General features: G+C 69.9%; 19 protein-coding genes. 11 read left to right on the top strand and 8 right to left on the bottom strand.

What is annotated here, in order from left to right; genetic code table 11:
* Positions 1-76: 76 nt before the first annotated feature.
* The 5 genes from AB0B82_RS09340 to AB0B82_RS09320 all read left to right on the top strand — a co-directional run bounded on the left by AB0B82_RS09340 (position 77) and on the right by AB0B82_RS09320 (position 5,198).
* Complete coding sequence (locus tag AB0B82_RS09340) at positions 77-718, top strand: ABC transporter permease (protein ID WP_360164418.1); 642 nt, start codon at positions 77-79, stop codon at positions 716-718.
* Entirely contained in the window at positions 711-1,895 is a 1,185-nt protein-coding gene (locus AB0B82_RS09335) for an ABC transporter ATP-binding protein (RefSeq protein ID WP_360164416.1), read from the top strand. The genes AB0B82_RS09340 and AB0B82_RS09335 overlap by 8 nt, the downstream gene beginning before the upstream one ends.
* Positions 1,892-2,713, top strand: coding sequence for an ABC transporter permease (locus AB0B82_RS09330; RefSeq protein WP_360164414.1), 822 nt, complete (start codon positions 1,892-1,894; stop codon positions 2,711-2,713). Before AB0B82_RS09335 ends, AB0B82_RS09330 begins: the two co-directional genes overlap by 4 nt.
* On the top strand, positions 2,710-3,681 hold the full coding sequence (locus AB0B82_RS09325; protein ID WP_360164412.1) for a glycine betaine ABC transporter substrate-binding protein: 972 nt from the start codon (positions 2,710-2,712) through the stop codon (positions 3,679-3,681). Before AB0B82_RS09330 ends, AB0B82_RS09325 begins: the two co-directional genes overlap by 4 nt.
* 137 nt (positions 3,682-3,818) lie before the next feature.
* On the top strand, positions 3,819-5,198 hold the full coding sequence (locus AB0B82_RS09320) for an MFS transporter (protein WP_360164410.1): 1,380 nt from the start codon (positions 3,819-3,821) through the stop codon (positions 5,196-5,198).
* A gap of 47 nt (positions 5,199-5,245) precedes the next feature.
* Here the strand turns inward: AB0B82_RS09320 and AB0B82_RS09315 are convergent, their stop codons facing one another.
* Positions 5,246-6,499 carry an aspartate aminotransferase family protein gene (locus tag AB0B82_RS09315; protein ID WP_360164408.1) on the bottom strand — a complete coding sequence of 418 codons (1,254 nt, stop codon included), beginning with the start codon at positions 6,497-6,499 and terminating at the stop codon, positions 5,246-5,248.
* 80 nt (positions 6,500-6,579) lie between these two features.
* On the opposite strand from AB0B82_RS09315, the gene AB0B82_RS09310 reads away from it, so the two are divergent.
* Entirely contained in the window at positions 6,580-8,040 is a 1,461-nt protein-coding gene (locus AB0B82_RS09310) for an NAD-dependent succinate-semialdehyde dehydrogenase (protein WP_360164406.1), read from the top strand.
* Positions 8,041-8,049: 9 nt separating this feature from the next.
* Here the strand turns inward: AB0B82_RS09310 and AB0B82_RS09305 are convergent, their stop codons facing one another.
* Both AB0B82_RS09305 and AB0B82_RS09300 read right to left on the bottom strand, forming a co-directional pair.
* Positions 8,050-8,700: a GntR family transcriptional regulator gene (locus AB0B82_RS09305; RefSeq protein WP_360164404.1), complete on the bottom strand. Its 651-nt coding sequence runs from the start codon at positions 8,698-8,700 to the stop codon at positions 8,050-8,052.
* The gene (locus tag AB0B82_RS09300) at positions 8,697-9,455 is read right to left on the bottom strand and encodes a maleate cis-trans isomerase (protein WP_360164402.1); all 759 of its coding nucleotides are present in this window, start codon (positions 9,453-9,455) and stop codon (positions 8,697-8,699) included. The genes AB0B82_RS09305 and AB0B82_RS09300 overlap by 4 nt, the downstream gene beginning before the upstream one ends.
* A gap of 42 nt (positions 9,456-9,497) precedes the next feature.
* Here AB0B82_RS09300 and AB0B82_RS09295 point away from each other — a divergent pair, with 42 nt between their 5' ends.
* On the top strand, positions 9,498-12,386 hold the full coding sequence (locus AB0B82_RS09295; RefSeq protein WP_360164400.1) for an FAD-linked oxidase C-terminal domain-containing protein: 2,889 nt from the start codon (positions 9,498-9,500) through the stop codon (positions 12,384-12,386).
* On the opposite strand, the gene AB0B82_RS09290 is transcribed toward AB0B82_RS09295, so the two are convergent.
* From AB0B82_RS09290 to AB0B82_RS09280, 3 genes are read right to left on the bottom strand one after another with little or no spacing between them, the layout of a single operon-like run.
* Positions 12,383-13,567, bottom strand: coding sequence for a PLP-dependent aminotransferase family protein (locus tag AB0B82_RS09290; RefSeq protein ID WP_360164398.1), 1,185 nt, complete (start codon positions 13,565-13,567; stop codon positions 12,383-12,385). The two genes, AB0B82_RS09295 and AB0B82_RS09290, sit on opposite strands and share 4 nt — an antisense overlap.
* A gap of 4 nt (positions 13,568-13,571) precedes the next feature.
* The gene (locus AB0B82_RS09285; RefSeq protein WP_360164396.1) at positions 13,572-14,726 is read right to left on the bottom strand and encodes a M24 family metallopeptidase; all 1,155 of its coding nucleotides are present in this window, start codon (positions 14,724-14,726) and stop codon (positions 13,572-13,574) included.
* Complete coding sequence (locus AB0B82_RS09280) at positions 14,723-15,493, bottom strand: Asp/Glu racemase (protein ID WP_360164394.1); 771 nt, start codon at positions 15,491-15,493, stop codon at positions 14,723-14,725. The genes AB0B82_RS09285 and AB0B82_RS09280 overlap by 4 nt, the downstream gene beginning before the upstream one ends.
* A 66-nt stretch (positions 15,494-15,559) precedes the next feature.
* Here AB0B82_RS09280 and AB0B82_RS09275 point away from each other — a divergent pair, with 66 nt between their 5' ends.
* Genes AB0B82_RS09275 through AB0B82_RS09265 form a run of 3 tightly spaced genes read left to right on the top strand, consistent with a single transcriptional unit; the run spans position 15,560 to position 18,422 of the window.
* Positions 15,560-16,552, top strand: a complete 993-nt coding sequence (locus AB0B82_RS09275) for a D-2-hydroxyacid dehydrogenase (RefSeq protein WP_360164392.1) — start codon at positions 15,560-15,562, stop codon at positions 16,550-16,552.
* Complete coding sequence (locus AB0B82_RS09270) at positions 16,549-17,934, top strand: amidase (RefSeq protein WP_360164390.1); 1,386 nt, start codon at positions 16,549-16,551, stop codon at positions 17,932-17,934. Before AB0B82_RS09275 ends, AB0B82_RS09270 begins: the two co-directional genes overlap by 4 nt.
* Positions 17,931-18,422, top strand: a complete 492-nt coding sequence (locus AB0B82_RS09265) for a DUF3830 family protein (protein WP_360164388.1) — start codon at positions 17,931-17,933, stop codon at positions 18,420-18,422. Before AB0B82_RS09270 ends, AB0B82_RS09265 begins: the two co-directional genes overlap by 4 nt.
* Here AB0B82_RS09265 and AB0B82_RS09260 read toward each other — a convergent pair.
* Positions 18,409-18,915: an amidohydrolase family protein gene (locus AB0B82_RS09260; protein WP_360164386.1), complete on the bottom strand. Its 507-nt coding sequence runs from the start codon at positions 18,913-18,915 to the stop codon at positions 18,409-18,411. The genes AB0B82_RS09265 and AB0B82_RS09260 overlap by 14 nt on opposite strands.
* Positions 18,916-19,238: 323 nt before the next feature.
* Here AB0B82_RS09260 and AB0B82_RS09255 point away from each other — a divergent pair, with 323 nt between their 5' ends.
* The gene (locus tag AB0B82_RS09255) at positions 19,239-19,439 is read left to right on the top strand and encodes a hypothetical protein (protein WP_360164384.1); all 201 of its coding nucleotides are present in this window, start codon (positions 19,239-19,241) and stop codon (positions 19,437-19,439) included.
* Here AB0B82_RS09255 and AB0B82_RS09250 read toward each other — a convergent pair.
* The gene (locus AB0B82_RS09250; protein WP_360164382.1) at positions 19,409-20,584 is read right to left on the bottom strand and encodes a M20 family metallopeptidase; all 1,176 of its coding nucleotides are present in this window, start codon (positions 20,582-20,584) and stop codon (positions 19,409-19,411) included. The two genes, AB0B82_RS09255 and AB0B82_RS09250, sit on opposite strands and share 31 nt — an antisense overlap.
* Positions 20,585-20,990: the final 406 nt, after the last annotated feature.

Below are 20,990 nucleotides of genomic sequence, written 5' to 3'. Positions count from 1 at the left end.
GGGCTTCGTCATGTCCGGATCGTGGGACGAGCGTCCCGATGAGTGAATCCAACACTTGTTGGGTACCCGGTCCCACGTGTGGGACTACATCAGTGAGAGATACTCCCAGCTCCTCTACCAGAGTTATCAGCACCTGAGCCTGGTCATCCAGTGCGTGTTGCTCGCCACGGTGATCGCAGTCGGGTTGGCCGTCGTCGTGCACCGCAATCCCCGGATCGCCGCGCTGGCGGGCGGGGTCAGCGCGGTGGGGCTGACGATCCCGTCGTTCGCGCTGCTCGGGTTGATGATCCCGATCGCGGGCATCGGTACGGCGACCTCGGTGGTCGCCGTCACGTTCTACGCGTGCCTGCCGATCCTGCGCAACGCCGTCGTCGGGCTGGCCGGCGTCGACGCGACGCTGATCGAGTCGGCGCGCGGGATGGGGATGGGCGCCGCGCGGACGCTGTTGCGGATCGAGCTGCCGCTGGCCTGGCCGGTGATCCTGGCCGGCGTCCGGGTCTCGGCGCAGATGTCGATGGGCATCGCGGCGATCGCGGCGTACGTGCTCGGCCCCGGGCTGGGCAGCTTCATCTTCACCGGCCTCACCCAGATCGGCGGCAAGAACGCCCTGAACTCCGCGCTGGTCGGCACAATCGGCGTGGTCCTGCTCGCTCTTGTCCTGGACGCACTGCTGCTGCTCGTCGGCCGCCTGACCACCTCGAGGGGTATCCGTGCCTGAAATCGAAACCACAGCTGCCACCACACCCGTGACCGGCACCGCGGCCGAACCGGAGGTCAGCGGGGTCGACATCGAGCTGACCGACGTCGTCAAGCGCTACCCCGGGCAGAAGAAGCCGGCCGTCGGAGGCCTCTCGCTGCACATCCCGGCCGGTGAGATCGTGATGTTCGTCGGCCCGTCCGGCTGCGGCAAGACCACATCGCTGAAGATGATCAACCGGCTGATCGAGCCGACCTCGGGCAGCATCCGGATCGGCGGCGAGGACGTCAGCCGCAGTAACGACGACGACCTGCGCCGCCGGATCGGGTACGTGATCCAGGGCGGCAGCCTGTTCCCGCACATGACGGTCGCGCAGAACATCGCGCTGGTCCCGGGGCTGCTCGGCTGGGACAAACGCCGTACGGCCGAACGCGTCGACGAACTGCTCGAACTCGTCGGCCTCGACCCGGCCCGGTACCGCGGGCGCTACCCGCGGGAACTGTCCGGCGGTCAGCAGCAGCGCGTCGGCGTCGCCCGCGGACTGGCGGCCGACCCGCCGGTGATTCTGATGGACGAGCCGTTCGGCGCCGTCGACCCGATCACCCGGCAACGGTTGCAGGACGAACTGCTCAGCATCCAGGAGGAACTGCGCAAGACGATCGTCTGTGTCACGCACGACTTCGACGAGGCGGTGAAGCTCGGCGACCGGATCCTGATCCTCACCGAGGGCGCGAAGATCGCGCAGTACGACACCCCGGAGGCGATCCTGGCGAACCCGGCCGACCGGTTCGTCGCGGACTTCGTCGGCGCGGGCGCGGCGCTCAAGCAGCTCACGCTCAGCCGGGTGAGTGAGATCGAGCTCAGCCAGCCGACGGTCGCTGAGGTCGGCGCCCCGGCGTCCGAGGTACTGCGGGCCGCGCAGGCCGCCGGTGACGAGTCCGTGGTCGTGCTCGACCGGCGGCGCCGCCCGGTGGACTGGATGTGGACCGACGACCTGTCGGAGGTCGACAGCGTGCCGCCGCCGGACGAGGACACCGACCTGGTGACGATCGACCGGCGCGCGACGCTGAACGACGCGCTGGACACGATGCTGATGTCCAGCCACGGCAGCGCGGTGGTCACCGGCCGCCGGGACGAGTACCTCGGCGTGGTCGACTTCCAGACCGTGATCGCCCGTCTCCAGGAGGGCGCGCCGTGACCGCCGTCGATCCCGGACCTGACGTCCAGCCCAAGGAGAACCTCGCCGACGCGAAGGCGAAGGCCGCCGGCCTGGCCTCGAGCCGTACCCGACGGCCGTCCTGGGGTCTGCTGATCGGCCAGCCCTTGTTCGTCGCGGTCGTTGTGGCGGGCTGGGCGATCTGGCGCTCGCAGGCCGAGCTGGACTCGATCGAGCAGCGTCAGCTCGACTGGAAACTGGTCGGCCGGCTGACGATCGAGCACCTGCAACTGACCGTCGTTGCCACCGTCATCGTGCTCGTGGTCGCCGTACCGCTCGGGATCCTGCTGACCCGGCGGCGGTCGCGGCGGGCGGCTCCGATCGTGGTCGCGTTCGCGAACGCCGGTCAGGCGGCCCCGGTGATCGGCCTGATCGTGCTGCTCGCGATCTGGCTCGGGTTCGGCTTCTGGACCGCGATCCTGGCGCTTTGCCTGTACGCGATCCTGCCGGTACTGCGGAACACGATCGTCGGACTGCAGGGCGTCGACCCGACGCTGGTCGAGGCCGGTCGCGGCATGGGCATGTCCGGTGCCGCAGTCCTCGGCCGGATCGAGCTGCCGCTCGCCGTGCCGGTGATCATGGCCGGTATCCGCACCGCCTTGGTGCTGGTCGTCGGTACGGCGACGCTCGCCACGTTCATCGACGCCGGGGGACTGGGCAGTCTCATCACCACCGGGATCCGCCTGCTGCGGTACCCGGTCCTGATCAGCGGCGCGCTGCTGGTCGCGGCGCTCGCATTGCTCATCGACTGGGCGGGCCGGGTGCTGGAAGAAGTGACCCGACCGAGGGGACTCGAATGAAGCGGCTCGTCGCGGCAGCGTCCGCGCTCGTGATGATCTTGGCCGGGTGCGGCCTCGGGACCAGCGGCGGTTTCGTGCCCACCGGCGCGTTGCAGGGTCCGCTCTCGTCGGTGAAGAACCTCGACGGCCTGACCATCGCGATCGGTTCGAAGAGCTTCCAGGAGCAGCTGATCCTCGGCAAGATCGCCGCGATCCTGATGCAGTCGGCGGGTGCCGAGGTGAAGGATCTCACCAACATGCCCGGCAGTGACACGTCCCGGCAGGCGATGATCCAGGGTCAGATCCAGATGGCCTGGGAGTACACCGGGACGGCCTGGATCTCGTACCTCGGCCACGACACCGGCATCCCGGACAAACAGCAGCAGTACGACGCCGTACGCCGGGAGGACGAGCAGAAGTACGGGCTGATCTGGCTGAAGCCGGCGCCGATGAACAACAGCTACGGCTTCGCGATGACCCGCGAGGAATCCGAGCGTACGAAGGTCACGAAGCTCTCGCAGATCGAGTCGCTGCCGGCGAAGGAGCGGACGTTCTGCGTCGAGTCCGAGTTCGCCAACCGCAACGACGGCTTCGAGCCGATGCTCAAGCACTACGGGATCCCGTTGGGCTCCGGCGTACCGCGGGACAACATCCGCACCCTCGACACCGGCGCGGTGTACGCCGCGACCGAGAACGGTGACTGCCGGTTCGGTGAGATCTTCACCACCGATGGACGGATCAAGTCGCTCGATCTGGTCGTGCTCGAGGACGACAAGGCGTACTTCCCGGCGTACAACGTGGCGCCGGTGATCAGCAAGGACGTGCTGGCCGAGTATCCGCAGCTCAGGGACCTGTTGCAGCCGGTGTCGGACAAGCTCACCGACGAGGTGCTGATCGAGCTGAACGCGCAGGTCGACGTGGACGGCCGGGAGCCGGCCGACGTGGCGATGGACTGGCTGGTGCAGGAGGGATTCGTCAGTCGCGACTGAGGTCGATCGGTTGTGGCCCGGGAGCGCACTTGGTTAACCTTCGGATTGTCAACAAAACTACGACTGAGTTCTCGGCGTGTGGATGTGGCGCGGGCGGGGCACCCGAGTGAGGCCGTACGAATGACAGGAGGAAGACCGTGGACGCCGAGAATCCACCCGCGACCGTCGAGAAGGAGCCGCCGCCCGGCGTGCTGAAGAAGGCCATCGCCGCGTCGGCGATCGGCAACGCCACCGAGTGGTTCGACTACGGCATCTACGCGTACGGCGTGACCTACATCTCGGCCGCGATCTTCCCCGGCGACACCGAGAGCCAGACGCTGCTCGCGCTGATGACGTTCGCCGTGTCGTTCCTGGTCCGGCCGCTCGGCGGCCTGGTCTGGGGTCCGCTCGGTGATCGCCTCGGCCGCAAACACGTGCTGGCGATCACGATCCTGATGATGTCCGGCGCGACCCTGCTCGCCGGTCTGGTCCCGTCGTACGACTCGATCGGCCTGTGGGCACCGATCCTGCTGGTGCTGCTGCGGATGGTGCAGGGCTTCTCGACCGGTGGCGAGTACGGCGGTGCCGCGACCTTCATGGCCGAGTACGCGCCGAGCCGCCGCCGCGGGTTCCTCGGCAGCTTCCTGGAGTTCGGCACGCTGGCCGGCTTCTCGCTCGGCGCGCTGCTGATGCTGGGCTTCTCGCTGGTGCTCGGTGACGACGCCATGCATGCCTGGGGCTGGCGCCTGCCGTTCCTGGTCGCCGCACCGCTCGGTCTGGTCGGTGTCTACCTGCGGTCCCGGCTCGAGGACACCCCGGTGTTCCGGGAGCTCGAGGAGAAGGGCCAGAAGGAAGAGGAGACCGCGACCCAGTTCAAGGACCTGCTGGCCGGCTACTGGCAGCCGATCCTGCGCCTCGGCGGTCTGGTGATCGCGCTGAACGTCGTCAACTACACGCTGCTCACCTACATGCCGACGTACCTGGAGAAGGAGATCGGCCTGAGTGCCGACCTGTCGTTGGTGGTCCCCATCATCGGGATGCTGTCGATGATGGTCTTCGTCCCGCTCGCCGGCCGGGCCTCGGACCGCTTCGGGCGCAAGCCGTTGTGGTGGGGTTCGCTGAGTGGTCTGTTCGTGTTCGGGATCCCGATGTTCCTGCTGATGGGCACGAACGTGCTCGGCGCGATCGTCGGGTTCGCGGTCCTCGGTCTGCTGTACGTGCCGCAGCTCGCGACCATCTCCGCGACCTTCCCGGCGATGTTCCCGACCCACGTCCGGTACGCCGGATTCGCGATCGCGTACAACGTGTCGACGTCGCTGTTCGGCGGTACGGCGCCCGCGGTCAACGACTGGCTGACCGCCAAGACCGGCGATTCGCTGGTACCGGCGTACTACATGATGGCGGCCTGTGTGGTGGGCGCCATCGCGCTGCTCAAGATGCCCGAGACGACGCGGTGCCCGCTGAACGGCACCGAGATCCCGGGCACCGAGGATGCACCGCCGCCGGTGGCCCTCGAACCGGCTCACGCGAAGGCCTGAAGCGGGACCCGGCCCGCCGTGCCCTCGGGGGAAGCGGCGGGCCGGAGTCAGTCGAGGACGGCGCCGACGGCGTCGGACCAGATCGCGGTGGCTTCGTCGATCTCGTCGGGAGACACGACCAGGGCCGGGATGAAGCGCACGACCTGACCCCACGCCCCGCACGTGAGCAGCAGTAGACCGCGGCGCGCCGCCTCCTGCTGGACCGCGGTTGCCGTCACCGGGTCCGGCTTGCCGTCGGCGTTGCGGAACTCGTTGCCGATCATCAGGCCGAGTCCGCGGACGTCAGTGATCTGGTCGTGCTTGTCGGCGACCAGTTGCAGCGCCTGCTTGAGTTGGGCGCCGCGGTCGGCGGCGTTCTGCACCAGCCCTTCGTCCTCGATCACGTCGAGGGTCGCGAGTGCGGCCGCGCAGGCGACGGCGTTCGCGCCGTACGTTCCGCCCTGGGAGCCGGGCCACGCCTTGGCCATCAGCTCCGACGACGCGGCGATGCCGGACAACGGGAAGCCGGACGCCAGGCCCTTCGCGGTGACGAGGACGTCGGGATGTGATCCGAAGTGGTCGCCGCCCCAGAACTTGCCGGTCCGGCCGAAGCCGGTCTGTACTTCGTCCACCACGAGCAGGATGCCGTGTGCGTCGGCCCGTTCGCGCAGGCCCGTGAAGAATCGCTCGTTCGCGGGGACGTATCCGCCTTCGCCGAGCACCGGTTCGACAAAGAACGCGGCGGTGTCGGCTGGCGTACTCAGTGTCTGCAGCGTGTAGTCGAGCTGGCTGAGCGCGAAGTCCGTGGCCTGCTCGACCGGCCAGCCGAAATGACCCGGATCGGGGAACGGCGACACGTGGACGCCGGCCATCAGTGGGCTGAAGCCGGAGCGGAACTTCGTCCCGGACGTGGTCATCGAGGCCGCGGCGACGGTCCGGCCGTGGAAGCCGCCGTGGAACACGATCACGTTCGGGCGCCCGGTTGCCTGGCGGCTGAGCCGCAGCGCCGCCTCGATCGCCTCACTGCCCGAGTTCGCGAAGAACATCCGGTCCAGGTGCCGGGGGAGGACGTCGCCCAGGCGCTCGACCAGCGTGAGCAGCGGCCGGTGCATGACGGTCGTGTACTGCGCGTGGATGACCTTGGCGACCTGCTCCTGGGCGGCCGCGACCACCCGCGGATGGCAGTGCCCGGTCGAGGTGACGCCGATACCGGCGGTGAAGTCCAGGTACCTGCGGTCGTCCTCGTCGAACAGCTGGACGCCCGCACCCCGCGCCACCACCACGCCGGTCGCCTGTTTGAGGATCTGCGAGAGCTCGGCCACGGACTGTCCCTCCCACCGATGGATGGTAGATTGTCGACAATCAGCGTATCTCAGCGTCCAGAGTCGGTGAAGGGGTGGAAATGGACGAGTCGAGAGTGGTCGAGGCGGTCGGAAAGCAACTGTTCATCGACGGCCGCTGGGTCGACGCCACCCGGGGTGCGACGTTCGAGGTCGTGGACCCGTCGACGGGCAAGGTGCTGTGCGCGGTCGCGGACGCGACTCCGGCGGACGGCCGGGCCGCGCTCGAGGCCGCGGTCGCCGCGCAGCCCGCCTTCGCGCGGACGTCGCCGCGCGATCGCGCCGACTTGCTGATGACGGCGTACCGGTTGTTGATGGACCGCGTGGACGCCCTGGCGCTGCTGATGACGCTGGAGATGGGCAAGCCGCTGGCCGAGGCGCGCGGCGAGATCGCGTACGCGGCCGAGTTCTTCCGGCACTTCGCCGGCGAGGCGGTACGGATCGACGGCGGGTACCAGACCGCTCCGGCCGGCAACGCGCGGTTCCTGATCACCAAGCAGCCGGTCGGTCCGTGCCTGCTCATCACGCCGTGGAACTTCCCGATGGCCATGGGCACCCGCAAGCTCGGCCCGGCGATCGCGGCCGGGTGCACGAGTGTCATCAAGCCCGCCCACCAGACGCCGCTGTCGATGCTCGCGTTGATGGGCATCCTGGCCGAGGCCGGCCTACCGGCGGGTGCCGTCAACTGCATCACCGCGATGGACGCCGGCGGCGTGATGGAGCCGCTGATCCGCTCGGGTCTGGCCCGGAAGCTGTCGTTCACCGGCTCGACGAAGGTCGGTCGGATCCTGCTCGAGCAGTCCGCCGAGAAGGTGCTGCGGACGTCGCTCGAGCTCGGCGGCAACGCGCCGTTCATCGTGTTCGAGGACGCGGACCTGGACGAGGCGGTGGCCGGTGCGTTCGCGGCGAAGATGCGGAACATGGGCGAGGCCTGTACGGCGGCCAACCGGATCTTCGTGCACGCGTCGGTGATCGACGAGTTCGGCCGCCGGCTCGCGGAGCGGATGGGTGCTTTGACGGTCGGCCGCGGCACCGAAGCCGGGGTCGACGTCGGTCCGCTGATCGACGAAGCGGGTCTGGAGAAGGTGCGCTCGCTGGTGGCGGACGCGGTCGGCCGTGGCGCCACCGTCCTGACCGGCGGTGAGGCTCCGACGGGTGGCGGCGGGTATTTCTATCCGCCGACGGTGCTCACCGGCGTACCGCGGGAGGCGGCGATGGCCGATCAGGAGATCTTCGGGCCGGTCGCGCCGCTCACGCCGTTCAGCGCCGAGGACGAGGTGCTGCGCGCGGCGAACGACACCGAGTACGGACTGGTCGCCTACGTGTTCACCAACGACCTGCGGCGCGCGCTGCGGGTCGCCGAGGCGATCGAGACCGGAATGGTCGGCCTGAACCAGGGCGTCGTGTCGAACCCGGCCGCGCCGTTCGGCGGCGTGAAGCAGTCCGGGCTCGGCCGCGAAGGCGGTGCGGTCGGGATCGACGAATTCCTCGAGACCAAGTACATCGGGATCGCGGTCAGCTGAGCAAGGCAGTCAGCGGTTGACCAACCTTTGAATGGCGTCGTCCATGTGGGCGCGCAGCAGCTCGTCGGTGCGGTCGGCGTCGCCGGTCCGGATCGCTTCGGCGAGCTGGGCGTGCTCACCCGCGCGAAGGTCGGAGGCCGCGTAGGTTTCCTCCAGGGCGTGGATGCACATCCGGGTCTCGACGATCGACGTCTGGTGCATCCGGGACAGCCGTGGGCTGCCGGCCGTCCGGACGAGCAGCTCGTGGAACGCGATGTCCAGTTCGCCGACCGCCGCCGGGTCGCCCTCGGCGGCCGCCATCCGGTCGACGATCGCGAGCAGCGCCGCGCCGGCCGCCTCGTGGTTGCCGTCGAGGAACAGCTTGCGGGCCGCGGCGCGCTCGATCGCCTCGCGGGCCAGGTACATGTCGCGGATGTCGTCGGGCGTCATGTCGATGACGAACAGCCCGCGGTTGCGGATCGAGATCAGCAACCCCTCCTGGGTCAGCCGCTGCATGCCCTCGCGCAGCGGTCCGCGGCTGACGCCGAGCTTGCGGGCCAGCTCGGCCTCGCCGAGCTGGCTGCCGGGCTTCAGCTCCCCGTGGCCGATGGCCTTGCGCAGTTTGTCGGCGATGATGCTCGGCGTCGACTCCTGGGCCAGCGGCTCGATGAAACTGGTCACCTCGTGTTCCCCCTCGTCGATGTCTTCCCGGCGGTTGGTCTCGGGCCGGCGAACAACGTCCCCAAGTTCGGCACCGACGGTACCGCGCCGGTGAGTTGCAGACCTTTCCAGACCGTCACCTGGTTCGCGGTCAGCACCGGCTTGCCGACCGCGGCCTCGAGGTCGTCGACGATCCCGAGCGTGTGCATCGCGGTGTCCGGGACCAGGACCGCCTCGACCTCCGGGTGATCGGCCGCCTGCACCATCGCCAGCACCTGGCCCGGTGCGAGCGTCCCGACCTCCGCGGCGGTGACGATGCCGTTGCTGCCCATCGACACCACGTCGACGTCGCCCGCGGTCAGGAACCGGACGAAGTGCTGGGCGACGTCCTCGGGGTACGACGCGGCGACCGCGACCCGCCGGACGCCGAGCGCGTGGCACGCGTCGACGAACGCGATCGAGGTGGAGGAGGCAGGGACTCCGAGCGCCTGCGCGACACCAGCAGCCTGGATGTTCGCGCCCTCGCGCCCGAACACGAAGCTGCCCGAGGTGCACGCCCACATCACCGCGTCGGGACGGGCGGGCTTCAGCTCCGCGGCGCCCTCGGCGAGGCGCTCCGCCCGGCCGAGGTCGAGCAGCGCGTCCACGCGATGCGCGTCCTCGCCGACCGAGGTGATGACGACCGGCAGCTTCACCGCGCCGTCGAGCCGGGCCTCGAGCGCCGGGTAGTCGTCCTCCGCGCTGTGTCCGGGGTAAAGGAGTCCTACCGTGACCATCGGGCCTCCTGCCTGGATCCAAGGAAAGGTAGATTGTCGACAATGTTAACCCCAGAGCGCAGCCGGACCGGTGCCATGGCGTACGACGTCACGCGGCTGGTCGCGACGCTGCGGCGGGAGCTCCGGGGCGAGGTCCGTGCCGACCGGCGGACGCGGGCGCTGTACGCCGCGGACGGCTCGAACTACCGCGCCGTACCGGACCTGGTCGTCGTCCCCGCCGACGTGGAGGATCTCGCGACCGCGGTCGCGTCCACCGCTGCGGCCGGGGTGCCGGTGGTGCTGCGCGGCGGCGGTACGTCGATGGCGGGCAACGCGATCGGGAGTGTCGGGGGTGGAGGTGTCGTGATCGACGCCTCCCGGCACGTGAACCGCATTCTCGACCTCGACGCCGAGGGTCGCACCGCGGTGGTCGAGCCCGGCGTCGTGCTCACTGACCTGCTGGCCGCAGCCAAGCCGTACGGGTTGGCGTTCGGGGCCGATCCTTCGTCGGCCAGTCGCGCGACGCTCGGCGGCATGATCGCGAACAACGCCTGCGGCGCGCATTCGGTCGCCTGGGGCACGACAGCCGACAACCTCCGCTCGCTCGACGTCGTCCTCGCCGACGGAACGCGGCTGACCCTGGAAGCAGCTGGGTCGACGGAGGCATTGGCTGCGCGGCCTGGGCGCGAGGGCGAGTTGCATCGGGCGTTGCAGGCGTTCGTGCAGCGGCACGAGTTGCTGATCCGGCGGCGGTTCGGGCAGTTCACGCGGCAGATCTCCGGGTACGCGTTGCACCGGCTGCTGCCGGAGTACGGGTACAACGTCGCCGGTCTGCTGGCCGGGAGTGAGGGCGGGCTCGCCGCGACCCTGCGTGCGACGGTCCGGCTGATGGAGTTGCCGAAGGCCAAGGTGCTGTGTGTGCTCGGGTTCACCGACTCGATCACCTCGGCCGACTGCGTACCGATCGTGCTGCGGCACACGCCGCTGACGATGGAGTCGATCAACAGCACGCTGGTCGACCGGCTGCCGACCGAGGTCCGCGACGCCGCGATTCATGCCGGTCTCCCGGCCGGGAACGCCTGGCTGCTGGTCGAGATCGGTGGCGAGGACGAGCAGGCGGCGGCCGCAGCGGCGCGCGCGATGCTCGACGAACTGCGCGACTCCGGAGCGACCGCGTCGTTGGTCACCGACGCGAGGGCGCAGGCGGTGCTGTGGCGTTGCCGTACGGACGCCGCCGGTCTGGCGACCCGGCGCGCGGACGGGGCCGAGGCGTGGGGCGGTTGGGAGGATGCCGCCGTACCGCCGGAGCGGCTCGGTGTGTACCTGCGCGGTCTGGACGACCTGCTCGGACGGCATGGACTGTCGGGTGCGTCGTACGGGCACTTCGGCGAGGGCTGCATGCACATGCGGATCGACTTCGACCTGTTGAGTCCGCAGGGGATCGCGACGTACCGCGAGTTCGTCGAGCAGGCCGCGGACCTGGTGGTCGAGCTCGGCGGGTCGGTGTCCGGCGAACACGGTGACGGGAGGGCGCGCGGTGAGCTGCTCGGCAAGATGTACGGCGCCGACGGGGTGGCGCTGTTCGGCGAGCTGAAGCGGATCTGGGATCCGGCGGGGGTGATGAACCCGGGGATGATCGTCGACCCGCCGCCGCTGGATCTCGCGATCCGGCACGACGGCCCGGCCAAGGAGCGGCTGCTGCCGACGGTCTTCGACTACCCGGACGACGCTCACAGCTTCGCCCAGGCGCAGCGACGCTGTGTCGGGATCGGCAAGTGCCGGCAGTCGTCGGGCAGCGTGATGTGCCCGAGCTATCAGGTGACGAAGGACGAGTTGCATTCGACGCGCGGTCGGGCGCACCTGCTGTGGGAGATGTTGCAGGGCGACCTGATCACCGACGGCTGGCGGTCGACCGAGGTCCGCGACGGACTCGATCTGTGCCTGTCCTGCAAGGGATGTCTGTCGGACTGTCCGGTCAACGTCGACATGGCGACGTACAAGGCCGAGTTCACCCAGCACCACTACGCGCGTCGTCCGTGGGCGCGGCCGCTGTCGCACTGGTCGATGGGGTGGCTGCCGTTGTGGGCGCGGTTCGCGTCCCGTGCGCCGCGGCTGGCGAACCGCTTCGCCGGGTCGGGGCTGACCAAGCGGCTGGGTGGAATCGCCGCCGAGCGTGCGGTGCCGCGCTTCGCCGAGGAGACCTTCACTCAGTGGTTCGCCCGTCGACGCCAGCCCGCTGGCCAGGGGCGGCAGGTGCTGCTGTGGCCGGACACCTTGACCGACTACTTCGTGCCGGAGATCGGGCGGGCCGCGACCGAAGTGCTGGAGGCGGCCGGCTTCGAGGTCGTCCTTCCGGACAAGCCGGTCTGCTGTGGGCTGACCTGGATCTCGACCGGTCAGCTCACCACCGCGCGCCGGGTCCTGGAGAGATCGCTCCGTGTCCTCGCGCCGCACCTGGAAACGGGTACGCCGATCGTCGGTCTCGAACCCAGCTGTACGGCGGCCTTCCGCCACGACGCGCCCGCGCTCCTGGCGGACAACACCCTCGCCCCGTCGGCGGCCGCGAACATCCGGACCTTCTCGGAGCTGCTCGTCGACTCCGGCTGGCAGCCGCCGCAGGTCGGCGGAGCGGCCTTTGTCCAACCGCATTGTCACCAGCATGCGGTGCTCGGGTTCGACGCGGACCGCGCGCTGCTGGGGGCAGCCGGGATCGACTCTCGTCTGGCGGACCCCGGCTGTTGTGGGCTGGCCGGCAACTTCGGGTTCGAGCGCGAGCACTACGACGTGTCCCTCGCGGTGGGTGAGCGCGCGCTGCTGCCCGCCGTACGGTCGTTGCCTGAGACCACCACCGTGCTGGCCGACGGCTTCAGCTGCCGCACCCAGATCGCGCACGGCACGCAACGGGTACCCCGGCATCTGGCGCAAGTGCTGGCTGACGCATTGGGTGCTTAGGCCAGCTTGTCGACTGCTCGGCGGAGGCGCACGACACCTTCGGTGATCCGGTCGGGGGCTGTGGAGGCGAAGCAGAGGCGGAACGCGTTCTGGAAGCGGCCGGTGGGGGAGAAGGCGGGGCCGGGGATGAACGCGACACCTTCGGCGAGCGCGACCTCGAACAGTTCCTCGGTATCGACGCCGTTGTCCAGCGTGACCCACAGGAAGAAGCCGCCTTCCGGATCGGTCCAGTGCCCGATGTCGCCGAAGTGTTCGCGCAACGCTGCGTGCATCGCCTCCTTGCGTCGCCTGTACTCCGCCCGCTGCGTGACCAGATGCTTCTCGAGGTGGCCGCCGGTGAGGAATCCGGTCAGCAAGCGCTGCGCAGGCAGGTTCGTGCAGGTGTCCATCGCCTGCTTGGCGTTGATCAGCAGCGGCTGCAGCTCGGGGTCGGTGTCCACCCAGCCGACGCGCAGTCCGGGCGCCACGATCTTCGAGAACGTCCGTACGGCGAAGACGAGCGGATCACCCGCACCGAGCTCGCGCAGTGTCGGCAGCGGATCACCGGCGAACCGCAGCAGGCCGTACGGGTCGTCGTCGATCACCATCGATCCCCACGAGCGCGCCAGCTCCAGCAGCCGGTGCCGACGCTCCAGGGACAGCGTCGCGCCGGACGGGTTCTGGAATGTCGGGATCGTGTAGATCGCCTTCGGTGTGCGGCCGTTGAGGAGGCGCGGCAGCTCGTCGACCAGCATGCCGTCGCCGTCGACCGGAACCTCGAGCAGCTCGGCGCCGTACGAGAGCGCGGTCGCGCTGCCGTTGGTGTACGTCGGCGACTCGACGACCACGAGATCGCCCGGGTCGACGAAGATCTTGCCGAACAGGTCGAGACCCTGCATGCCCCCGGCTGTGATCGTCAGCCGGTCCGCGGTCGTCTCGTCGCTCGTGCCGCGCAGCATCTCCAGCAGCGCGGCGTGCAGCGGCGGGTCGCCCTCGGTTGCCGCGTAGTCGTAGGCGTCCGGCCGACTCAGTTGATCGGATGCGATCGCGGACAGGACCTGCGCCGGGACCGCCTCGGCCGCGGGCGATCCCATCGCGAAGCGGACGATGTCGTGCGTCTGTTTGTGCAACAGCGAGGTACTCGAGTCGATCACCGAACCGACCAGTCCACCGGCGCGGGCGGCGTACGGGAGTGCGGACAAGGGCCTACCTCCTGATCGTCAGTTCGTGGGACAAGCCGGTCAGCCGTTCCATGCCGTCCGGGCTGACCACGACGGGCTCGGACAGCTCGTAGCCCCAGCCGTCCATCCACATCCCGAGGATCACGTGGAACGCCATCCCCGCGGTCAGCACCGTGGTCTCCTCCGGCCGCAGGCTCACGGTGCGTTCGCCCCAGTCCGGCGGGTACCCGATACCGATCGAGTACCCGATCCGGGACTCCTTCACCAGCCCGTGGGCCGCGATCACCGCGTGGAAGGCGGCATGGACCTCGCCGCCGGTCACCCCCGGGTGGATCGTCGCCAGCGCCGCCTGCATGCCTTCGGCAACGATCTTCGCGGTCTCCCGGAGACGCCGCGGCGGGTCGCCGAGCATCACGGTCCGGGCCAGCGGTGCGTGGTACCGGCCGTGGACGCCGGCCAGCTCGACGGTGGTTGCCTCGTTCTCGGCGAACGGACGCTCGCTCCAGGTCAGGTGCGGTGTCCCGGCGGCGTCGCCGGTCGGCAGCATCGGCACGATCGCCGGGTACTCACCGCCGTGCTCGGAGGTGCCGACGGCCTGCGCGGCGAGGATCTCGGCCACGACGTCACACTGCCGTCGCCCCGGCCGGACCCGCTCGAGCGCGACCCGCATCGCCTGCTCGGCGATCGTTCCCGCGATCCGGAGGTGCTCGAGCTCGGCGGGGGACTTGACCAGGCGAACCCAGTTCACCAGCTCGGCCGAGTCGACCAGCCGGCGGCCGGCCAGACCGTTGCTGAGGGCAAGATACCCGCGAGCGCTGAAGTAGTGCGCGTCGCTCTCGACCGCGACGTCCGCGCCGGGTGGGATCAGCTGGTGGCAGACGGCCGCGATCCAGTCGTACGGATGGACGTCGGGCCGATGCACCAGCGCCTCGGGATAGCCGTGGATCTGGTCGGGGCGGAGGTCGCAGGTGTACGGCGCGCCCGCCGCGTCCATCGCCCGCGCGAAGAACTGCACGTCACCATCGGCCGGGACCAGCAGGCACTGCGGCGTGTAGAACGACCACGCGTCATAACCGGTCAGGTAGTACAGGTTCGCCGGGTCGCTGACCACGAGCGCACCCAGACCACGCTCGGCCAGGACGGCGCGCACCTTCGCCAGGCGGGCCGCATGCTCGTTCATCGGGCGCTCGTGCATCGGGTGGTCAGCAATCTTTGGCCCGGGCCGACGGCCTGATGTCCGGCCAGTTCGAGGGCGGACCACATCGTCACCTGGTTGGCGGTCAGCACCGGCTTGTCGAGCGTCGCCTCCAGCCCGGCGATCACGTCGTACGTCGGCAGGTTCGTGCAGCTGATGAAGATCGCCTCGACCGCGTCGCTGTCGACGCTGCGCACCAGCTCGACGGTTGTCTCGTACGGGACCGCCCAGATCTGCGCGATCAGCCCGAGCCCCGCGGTCGCCATCACCTGGATCCCGGCCTGTCCGAGGAACGCGGTCAGCCCCGCGGTCAGGTCGTTCGTGTACGGCGTGACGGTCGCGATCCGACTGACCCGGAGCCGGCGCAGCGCGAGCAGCAGCGCGCCGCTGGTCGTCACCGCGGCCGGTGCGCCGGCGCCGACCATCGCGTCCACGAGCGCTTGCTCACCAGGCAGCCCGCCGACGAAGCTGCCGAACGTGCACGCGTACGCGACGACGAGTGGTCCGACCGGCAGCACGTTGTACGTCGTCCGCGCGATCAGTTCCGGATCCGAGATGTGCAACGCCATCTCGACGGTGGCCGCCATCGGCGCGTACGGCGTCCGCGTGACGTGCAGCGAGACGTCGTCGGGGACCCAGCGCCACAGCTCGCGGTCGAGGGCGAAGTCGTACGGCGCGACCACGCCGACGCCGGTCTGCAGCACGGGCGGTACCGCCGCCGGCATCGGGTGCGTGCTGGGACGTGCGCTCATGCCAGTCAGTGTGCGGTCCCGGGAGATTGTTGACAATCCTACTAGCGAGTTCCTAGCCTCGAAGGCGTGCCAGCCACCTCGCCGCCCCGCGCCGGCCGACCCGTGGTCGCGGTGCTCTGCGAGCACGCCGACGACCGCCCGCCGGGTCTCGACGGGCTGCCGGCCGAGTTCCGGTACTGCGTGGCGGACGGGCTGCCCGCGGCGCTGCGCGGCGCCCACGCGCTGCTGCTCTGGGACTACTTCTCGCGGGCGGTCCGCGACGCCTGGCCGGCCGCCGACGCGCTGGAGTGGATCCATGTCACCGCGGCCGGTGTCGACACACTGCTCTTCGACGAACTGCGGAACTCCGCGGTCGTGGTCACCAACGCGCACGGCGTCTTCGACCGGCCGATCGCAGAGTACGTGCTCGGTGCGGTGATCGCGCACGCCAAGGAGAGCCTGCGCAACTACGACCTGCAGCGCGCCCATCGCTGGGAGCACCGCGAGACCCGGAGCATCCTGGGCGCGAAGGCGCTGATCGTCGGAACCGGCGCGATCGGCCGGGAGACGGCCCGGCTGCTGCGCGCGGCCGGGATGGAGGTGCGCGGTGCCGGCCGGGTCGCACGAGGGGACGACCCGGACTTCGGCACCGTCGTTGCCAGCAGCAACTTGCCGGCGGAGGCCGGCTGGGCCGACCACCTGGTGATCGCGGCCCCGCTGACCCCGTCGACGCGTGGCCTGGTCGACGCGAAAGTACTCGCGGCGCTGCGGTCCGGCTCGCACCTGGTCAACATCGCCCGCGGTCCGATCGTCGAAGAAGCGGCGTTGCTCACCGAGGTGATGAGCGGACGGGTCGCCGCCACGCTCGACGTGTTCGACACCGAGCCGCTGCCGCCGGACCATCCGCTGTGGGACGCGCCCAACGTCACGATCACCGCGCACATGTGCGGCGATGTGGCCGGCTGGCGGGACACGCTCTCGGCCCAGTTCGTGGACAACCTCCGGCGGTGGCTGGCCGGCCGGCCGTTGCGCAACGTCGTCGACAAGAAACTTGGCTACGTCCCGACGGGAGATCGATGATCGAGGCAACCGAGCTGGTCGAGGGGTACCGGACCGGCGACCTGTCGCCGGTCGAGGCGACGCAGGCGGCACTGGATGCGATCGAGCAGTACGACGACCAGGTCAACGCGTTCGTCCTGGTCGATGCCGAGGGCGCACTCGCTGCGGCGAAGGAATCCGAGTCCCGCTGGCATGCCGGTACGCCGCTCGGCCCTGGCGACGGCGTACCGACGTCGATCAAGGACGCGCTGTGGACGAAGGGCTGGCCGACGCTGCGCGGCAGCACGCTGATCGACCCGGCCGGTCCGTGGGACGAGGACGCGCCGTCCGTCGCGCGGCTGCGCGGGACGGGTGCGGTCATTCTCGGGAAGACGACCACCCCGGAGTACTCGTGGAAGGGCGTCACCGACTCGTTCACCTACGGCGCGACCGGTAATCCGTGGGACCCGACGCGCACGCCGGGCGGGTCGAGTGGCGGATCGGCGACCGCGGTCGGGCTCGGGATGGGCGTGTGGTCGCTCGGCACTGACGGCGGCGGCTCGGTGCGGATCCCGGCGGCGTTCACCGGTACGGTCGCGTTGAAGCCGACGTACGGGCTGATCCCGCTGTATCCGCCGAGTGCCTTCGGCACGTTGTCGCACGCAGGGCCGATGACGCGGACCGTGCGCGACGCGGCGGCGCTGCTGGACGTGGTCACCGGGTTCGACGCGCGGGACTGGTCGGCGATGCCGACGCCGCGCGAGTCGTTCCTGGACGGGCTGGACGACGGGGTGGCCGGGCTGCGGATCGCGTTCTCGCCGAACCTCGGGTACGTGCGTAACGAGCCCGAGGTCGAGGCACTGGTGCGCGCGGCGGTCGAGATCCTGGCGGGGCTCGGTGCGCAGGTGACCGAGGTGGATCCCGGGTTCGCGGACCCGATCGACGCGTTCAACGTGCTGTGGTGGTCGGGCGCTGCGAAGGTGCTGTCGCAGTACACCGTGGACGACCGCGTCGACCCCGGGCTGCGGCGGGTGACCGAGCTCGGGTCGGCGTACTCGGCGTCGGACTTCCTCGATGCGACGTCCGTCCGGATGGAGCTCGGCACGAGGATGGGGCGCTTCCACGAGCGGTACGACGTCCTCGTCACGCCGACGCTGCCGATCACCGCGTTCCCGGTCGGGCAGGACGTGCCGGACGGGTCGTCGTCGCCGGACTGGACCTCCTGGACGCCGTACACGTATCCGTTCAATCTCACGCAACAGCCGGCGCTGAGTGTCCCGTGCGGTTTCACGACGGCTGGTCTGCCGGTCGGGCTGCAGATCGTCGGACCGCGGCATGCCGATGCGCTGACGTTGCGCGTCGGTCAGGCGTATCAGGCGGCGACCGACTGGCATCGGCGTACCCCGACCCTGGAGGCACGATGAAGCAGATCACGGTCAGCCTGGACAAGCGCGGCGTGAGCTGCGTGGCGAAGCTGCTCGACGACGTCGCGCCGCGGACCTGCGCCGCGATCTGGGACGCGCTGCCGCTGTCGGCACCGGTCTTCCACGGCAAGTACGCGCGCAACGAGATCTACACGCTGCTGCCGGCGTTCGCCGCCGATCCCGGCAAGGAGAACACGACGGTGACGCCGATCCCGGGTGATCTGTGCTGGTTCTCGTTCGACTCCGACGATCTGGGTAACCCGGCCTACGGGTACGAGAACACGACCGGCACTGGCACGACCGGCGCGATCGTCGACCTCGCGTTGTTCTACGGGCGGAACAACCTGCTGATCAACGGCGATCAGGGCTGGGTGCCAGGCAACGTCTTCGGTGCGGTCACCTCCAACCTCGAGGAGTTTGCCGCCGCGTGTCAGGACCTGTGGATGGGCGGCGCCCGGGGCGAGACCCTGTCGTTCAGCCGGTTGTGACCTCAGCGCCGTTGTGGAATACCTGCCGGATTCTCGCGTCGAGCGCGGTGCAGTCCAGGTCGGTTCCGGTGAGGACGACCAGGTCCGCGCGTTTGCCTGGGGCGATCTCGCCGCGGTCGTCGGCGAGACCGAGCAGCCGCGCCGCGTCGAGGGTTGCCGCGCGGAACGCTCCGGCGTCGCCCAGGCCGGTGGCCGACAGATGCCTCAGCTCCCACAGGGCTTCGGTGTGCGGGCGGACGGGGTTGTCGGTGCCCATCGCGATGGTGACACCGGCCGCGATCGCGAGGCGCATCGATTCGCGGTGAGCGTCGGCGGCCCCGTCGGGTACGGAGTTCGGGTCGGTCTGGGTGACCGACAGGGTCGGCACGTACCAGGTTCCGGAGTCGGCCATCGCCTGGACCGCGGCCTCGTCCAGGTGGGTCCCGTGTTCGATGCTGCCGGCACCGGCGCGGGCAGCCATCTCGACCGCTCGCGCGCCGTGCGCGTGCACCATGACGCGTCGACCGCCGCGTCGCTGGGGATCGGGTCCGGGAGGGAAGGGTCATCGAAGAAGTCGAGTGGTCCGGTGCGCGGCGCCCACAGGTCACCGATACCGCCCGTGATCCCGACCTGGCGCAGGCTGAGCAGCACTTGCGGCCCATCGATCCAGCCCTTCTCGACGGCCATCCGTACGCCGGCGTCCGCGCCCCAGGCGTCCCGTACCGTCGTGACGCCGAGACCGAGCAGCGTCCGCAGAACCGGGACTGCGGACAGCGGCCGGACCGACCGCGGCAGCTTGAACGGCTCCTGCCGCGTCTGGGTGATGCACAGGTGCGTGTGGCAGTCGATGAAGCCCGGCACGGGCAGCCCACTGGCGCAGTCGACCGCCTGATCGCCGTCGAGCCCCAGGCCGACGTCGGCGATGCGATCGCCTTCCAGGACGACATCGGCTCGGTGGACCCGGCCGGCGGCGACGTCGAGGACCGAACCACCGTGCAGCAGCAACCTCATAGCAGCCTCAGGGCGGTGAGGGTGTAGGCGCGGGCGGTGGTGATGAGGTCTGCGACGGGTACGGACTCGTCGGCGCGGTGAGCCTCGGTGGTGACCGAACCGGGGCCGAGGACGACGACCGGTACGCCGAGGTCGCGGGCGATGTACCCGCCGTCGCAGGCCGCGGTCCAGCCGCCGAGCGGGAGTGGTGGGCCGCCGGCGTCGAAGCGGGACTCCTCGGTGATGGTCACCAGTTCGTGGTCTTCCGCAGTCTCGAAGGCCGGCATCTCCATCGGCATCGCGAGCTCGACCGTCAGGCCGCGGTCCTCCAGCTGCAGAGCGGCTACCCGGCGTTCGAGGTCGGCGAGGACGTCCGCCGGGGATTCGCCGGGCAGCAGGCGGCGGTCCGCGACCACGACACAGTCGGCCGGGACGATCGAACCGCCGGTTCCGCCGTTGATCTGGCCGACGCTCCACGTGGCCGGGCCGAGCAGCGGATGCGGGTCGTCGGCCAGCTCGTGATGCAGCCGTTCGATCTCGGCCACCACAGCTGCCGCGCCGTAGATCGCGTTGGCGCCGCCGTCGGGGTGGCCGGCGTGCGCGGCACGGCCGTGGACCGACACCTGCAGGTACGAGTCACCGCGGGCCGCGATGATCGTCTGCAGGTCGGTCGGCTCCGCGGTGATGCAGCCGCCGTACTTCCGCTGCGTTGCGGTGAGGAACGCGCGAATGCCCTTACCGGTCTCTTCTTCGTCCACCACCGCGGCCAGCTCGACCGGACCGCGGAGGTCGGTGCCGCGTAGGGCGGCCAATGCAGCGACAGCGGCTGCGAGACCGCCCTTCATGTCGGACGAACCACGACCGTAGATCCGGCCGTCGCGCAGCAGGCCGCCGTACGGGTCGACCGTCCACCCGTCGCCGACCGGTACGACGTCGGTGTGACCGAGCAGCAGCAGTCCGGGCTCGTTGCCACCGGCAAGCGTCACCGAGACGTTGTCCCGGCCTGGTTCGACCGTCGTCGTGGAGATGTCGAGCCCGAGTTCGCGGGCCACGTCGGCGAGGACGGCCACGGTCGCCGCTTCCTCGCCGGGTGGGTTCTGCCCGCGCGCCCGGACCAGTTCCTGCGTCACGCGCACCACGAGGTCTGCGTCGATGCGATCGAGCACTGCCTGTTCGTCCGGCGTCACACCCATGGTCACCCACCCTAGGTGCGTGCCGGGGTTTCTGCGTCGGCGCGCTACCTGACAGGGGTCCAACACCTCGTCGGCGCAAGCTCCTCATCGAACACGCCGACTCGCACCGAGCACGCCGCAACGGTGAACAATCGGGGGATCACCAATGGCCCCCGACTGTCACCGATGTCCTGAGACTTTGCAGGCGCGACGGTCCGTCGCGCCGCGTACCTCCCGCATCGTGAATCGCCTTGTATATAAGGCATCGTGGCTCTTGATCTGGCTAGCGTGTGACCATTCCGTGACCTACACTAGAACACATGTTCGAATCAGATCTGGATGAGCTCGACACCGCGGACCTGCTGTCCGCGGCGGCCGAGTACGTCCAGATCCGTGAACAGGCCGAGGTCGGCATCCTGCGCGCGGC

Origin of the sequence: Kribbella sp. NPDC048915, from assembly GCF_040649595.1 — a bacterium.
Classification (GTDB): Bacteria; Actinomycetota; Actinomycetes; order Propionibacteriales; family Kribbellaceae; genus Kribbella.
This window is presented reverse-complemented; position numbering and strand designations above follow the sequence as displayed.

What these genes read in the sequence shown, in the direction of transcription:
- AB0B82_RS09325 (WP_360164412.1), top strand. Translation starts at nt 2,710, where the DNA reads ATGAAGCGGCTCGTCGCGGCAGCGTCCGCGCTCGTGATGATCTTGGCC.
- AB0B82_RS09310 (WP_360164406.1), top strand. Translation starts at nt 6,580, where the DNA reads ATGGACGAGTCGAGAGTGGTCGAGGCGGTCGGAAAGCAACTGTTCATC.
- AB0B82_RS09300 (WP_360164402.1), bottom strand. Translation starts at nt 9,455, where the DNA reads ATGGTCACGGTAGGACTCCTTTACCCCGGACACAGCGCGGAGGACGAC.
- AB0B82_RS09295 (WP_360164400.1), top strand. Translation starts at nt 9,498, where the DNA reads ATGTTAACCCCAGAGCGCAGCCGGACCGGTGCCATGGCGTACGACGTC.
- AB0B82_RS09285 (WP_360164396.1), bottom strand. Translation starts at nt 14,726, where the DNA reads ATGAACGAGCATGCGGCCCGCCTGGCGAAGGTGCGCGCCGTCCTGGCC.
- AB0B82_RS09280 (WP_360164394.1), bottom strand. Translation starts at nt 15,493, where the DNA reads ATGAGCGCACGTCCCAGCACGCACCCGATGCCGGCGGCGGTACCGCCC.
- AB0B82_RS09270 (WP_360164390.1), top strand. Translation starts at nt 16,549, where the DNA reads ATGATCGAGGCAACCGAGCTGGTCGAGGGGTACCGGACCGGCGACCTG.
- AB0B82_RS09265 (WP_360164388.1), top strand. Translation starts at nt 17,931, where the DNA reads ATGAAGCAGATCACGGTCAGCCTGGACAAGCGCGGCGTGAGCTGCGTG.
- AB0B82_RS09260 (WP_360164386.1), bottom strand. Translation starts at nt 18,915, where the DNA reads ATGGTGCACGCGCACGGCGCGCGAGCGGTCGAGATGGCTGCCCGCGCC.
- AB0B82_RS09250 (WP_360164382.1), bottom strand. Translation starts at nt 20,584, where the DNA reads ATGGGTGTGACGCCGGACGAACAGGCAGTGCTCGATCGCATCGACGCA.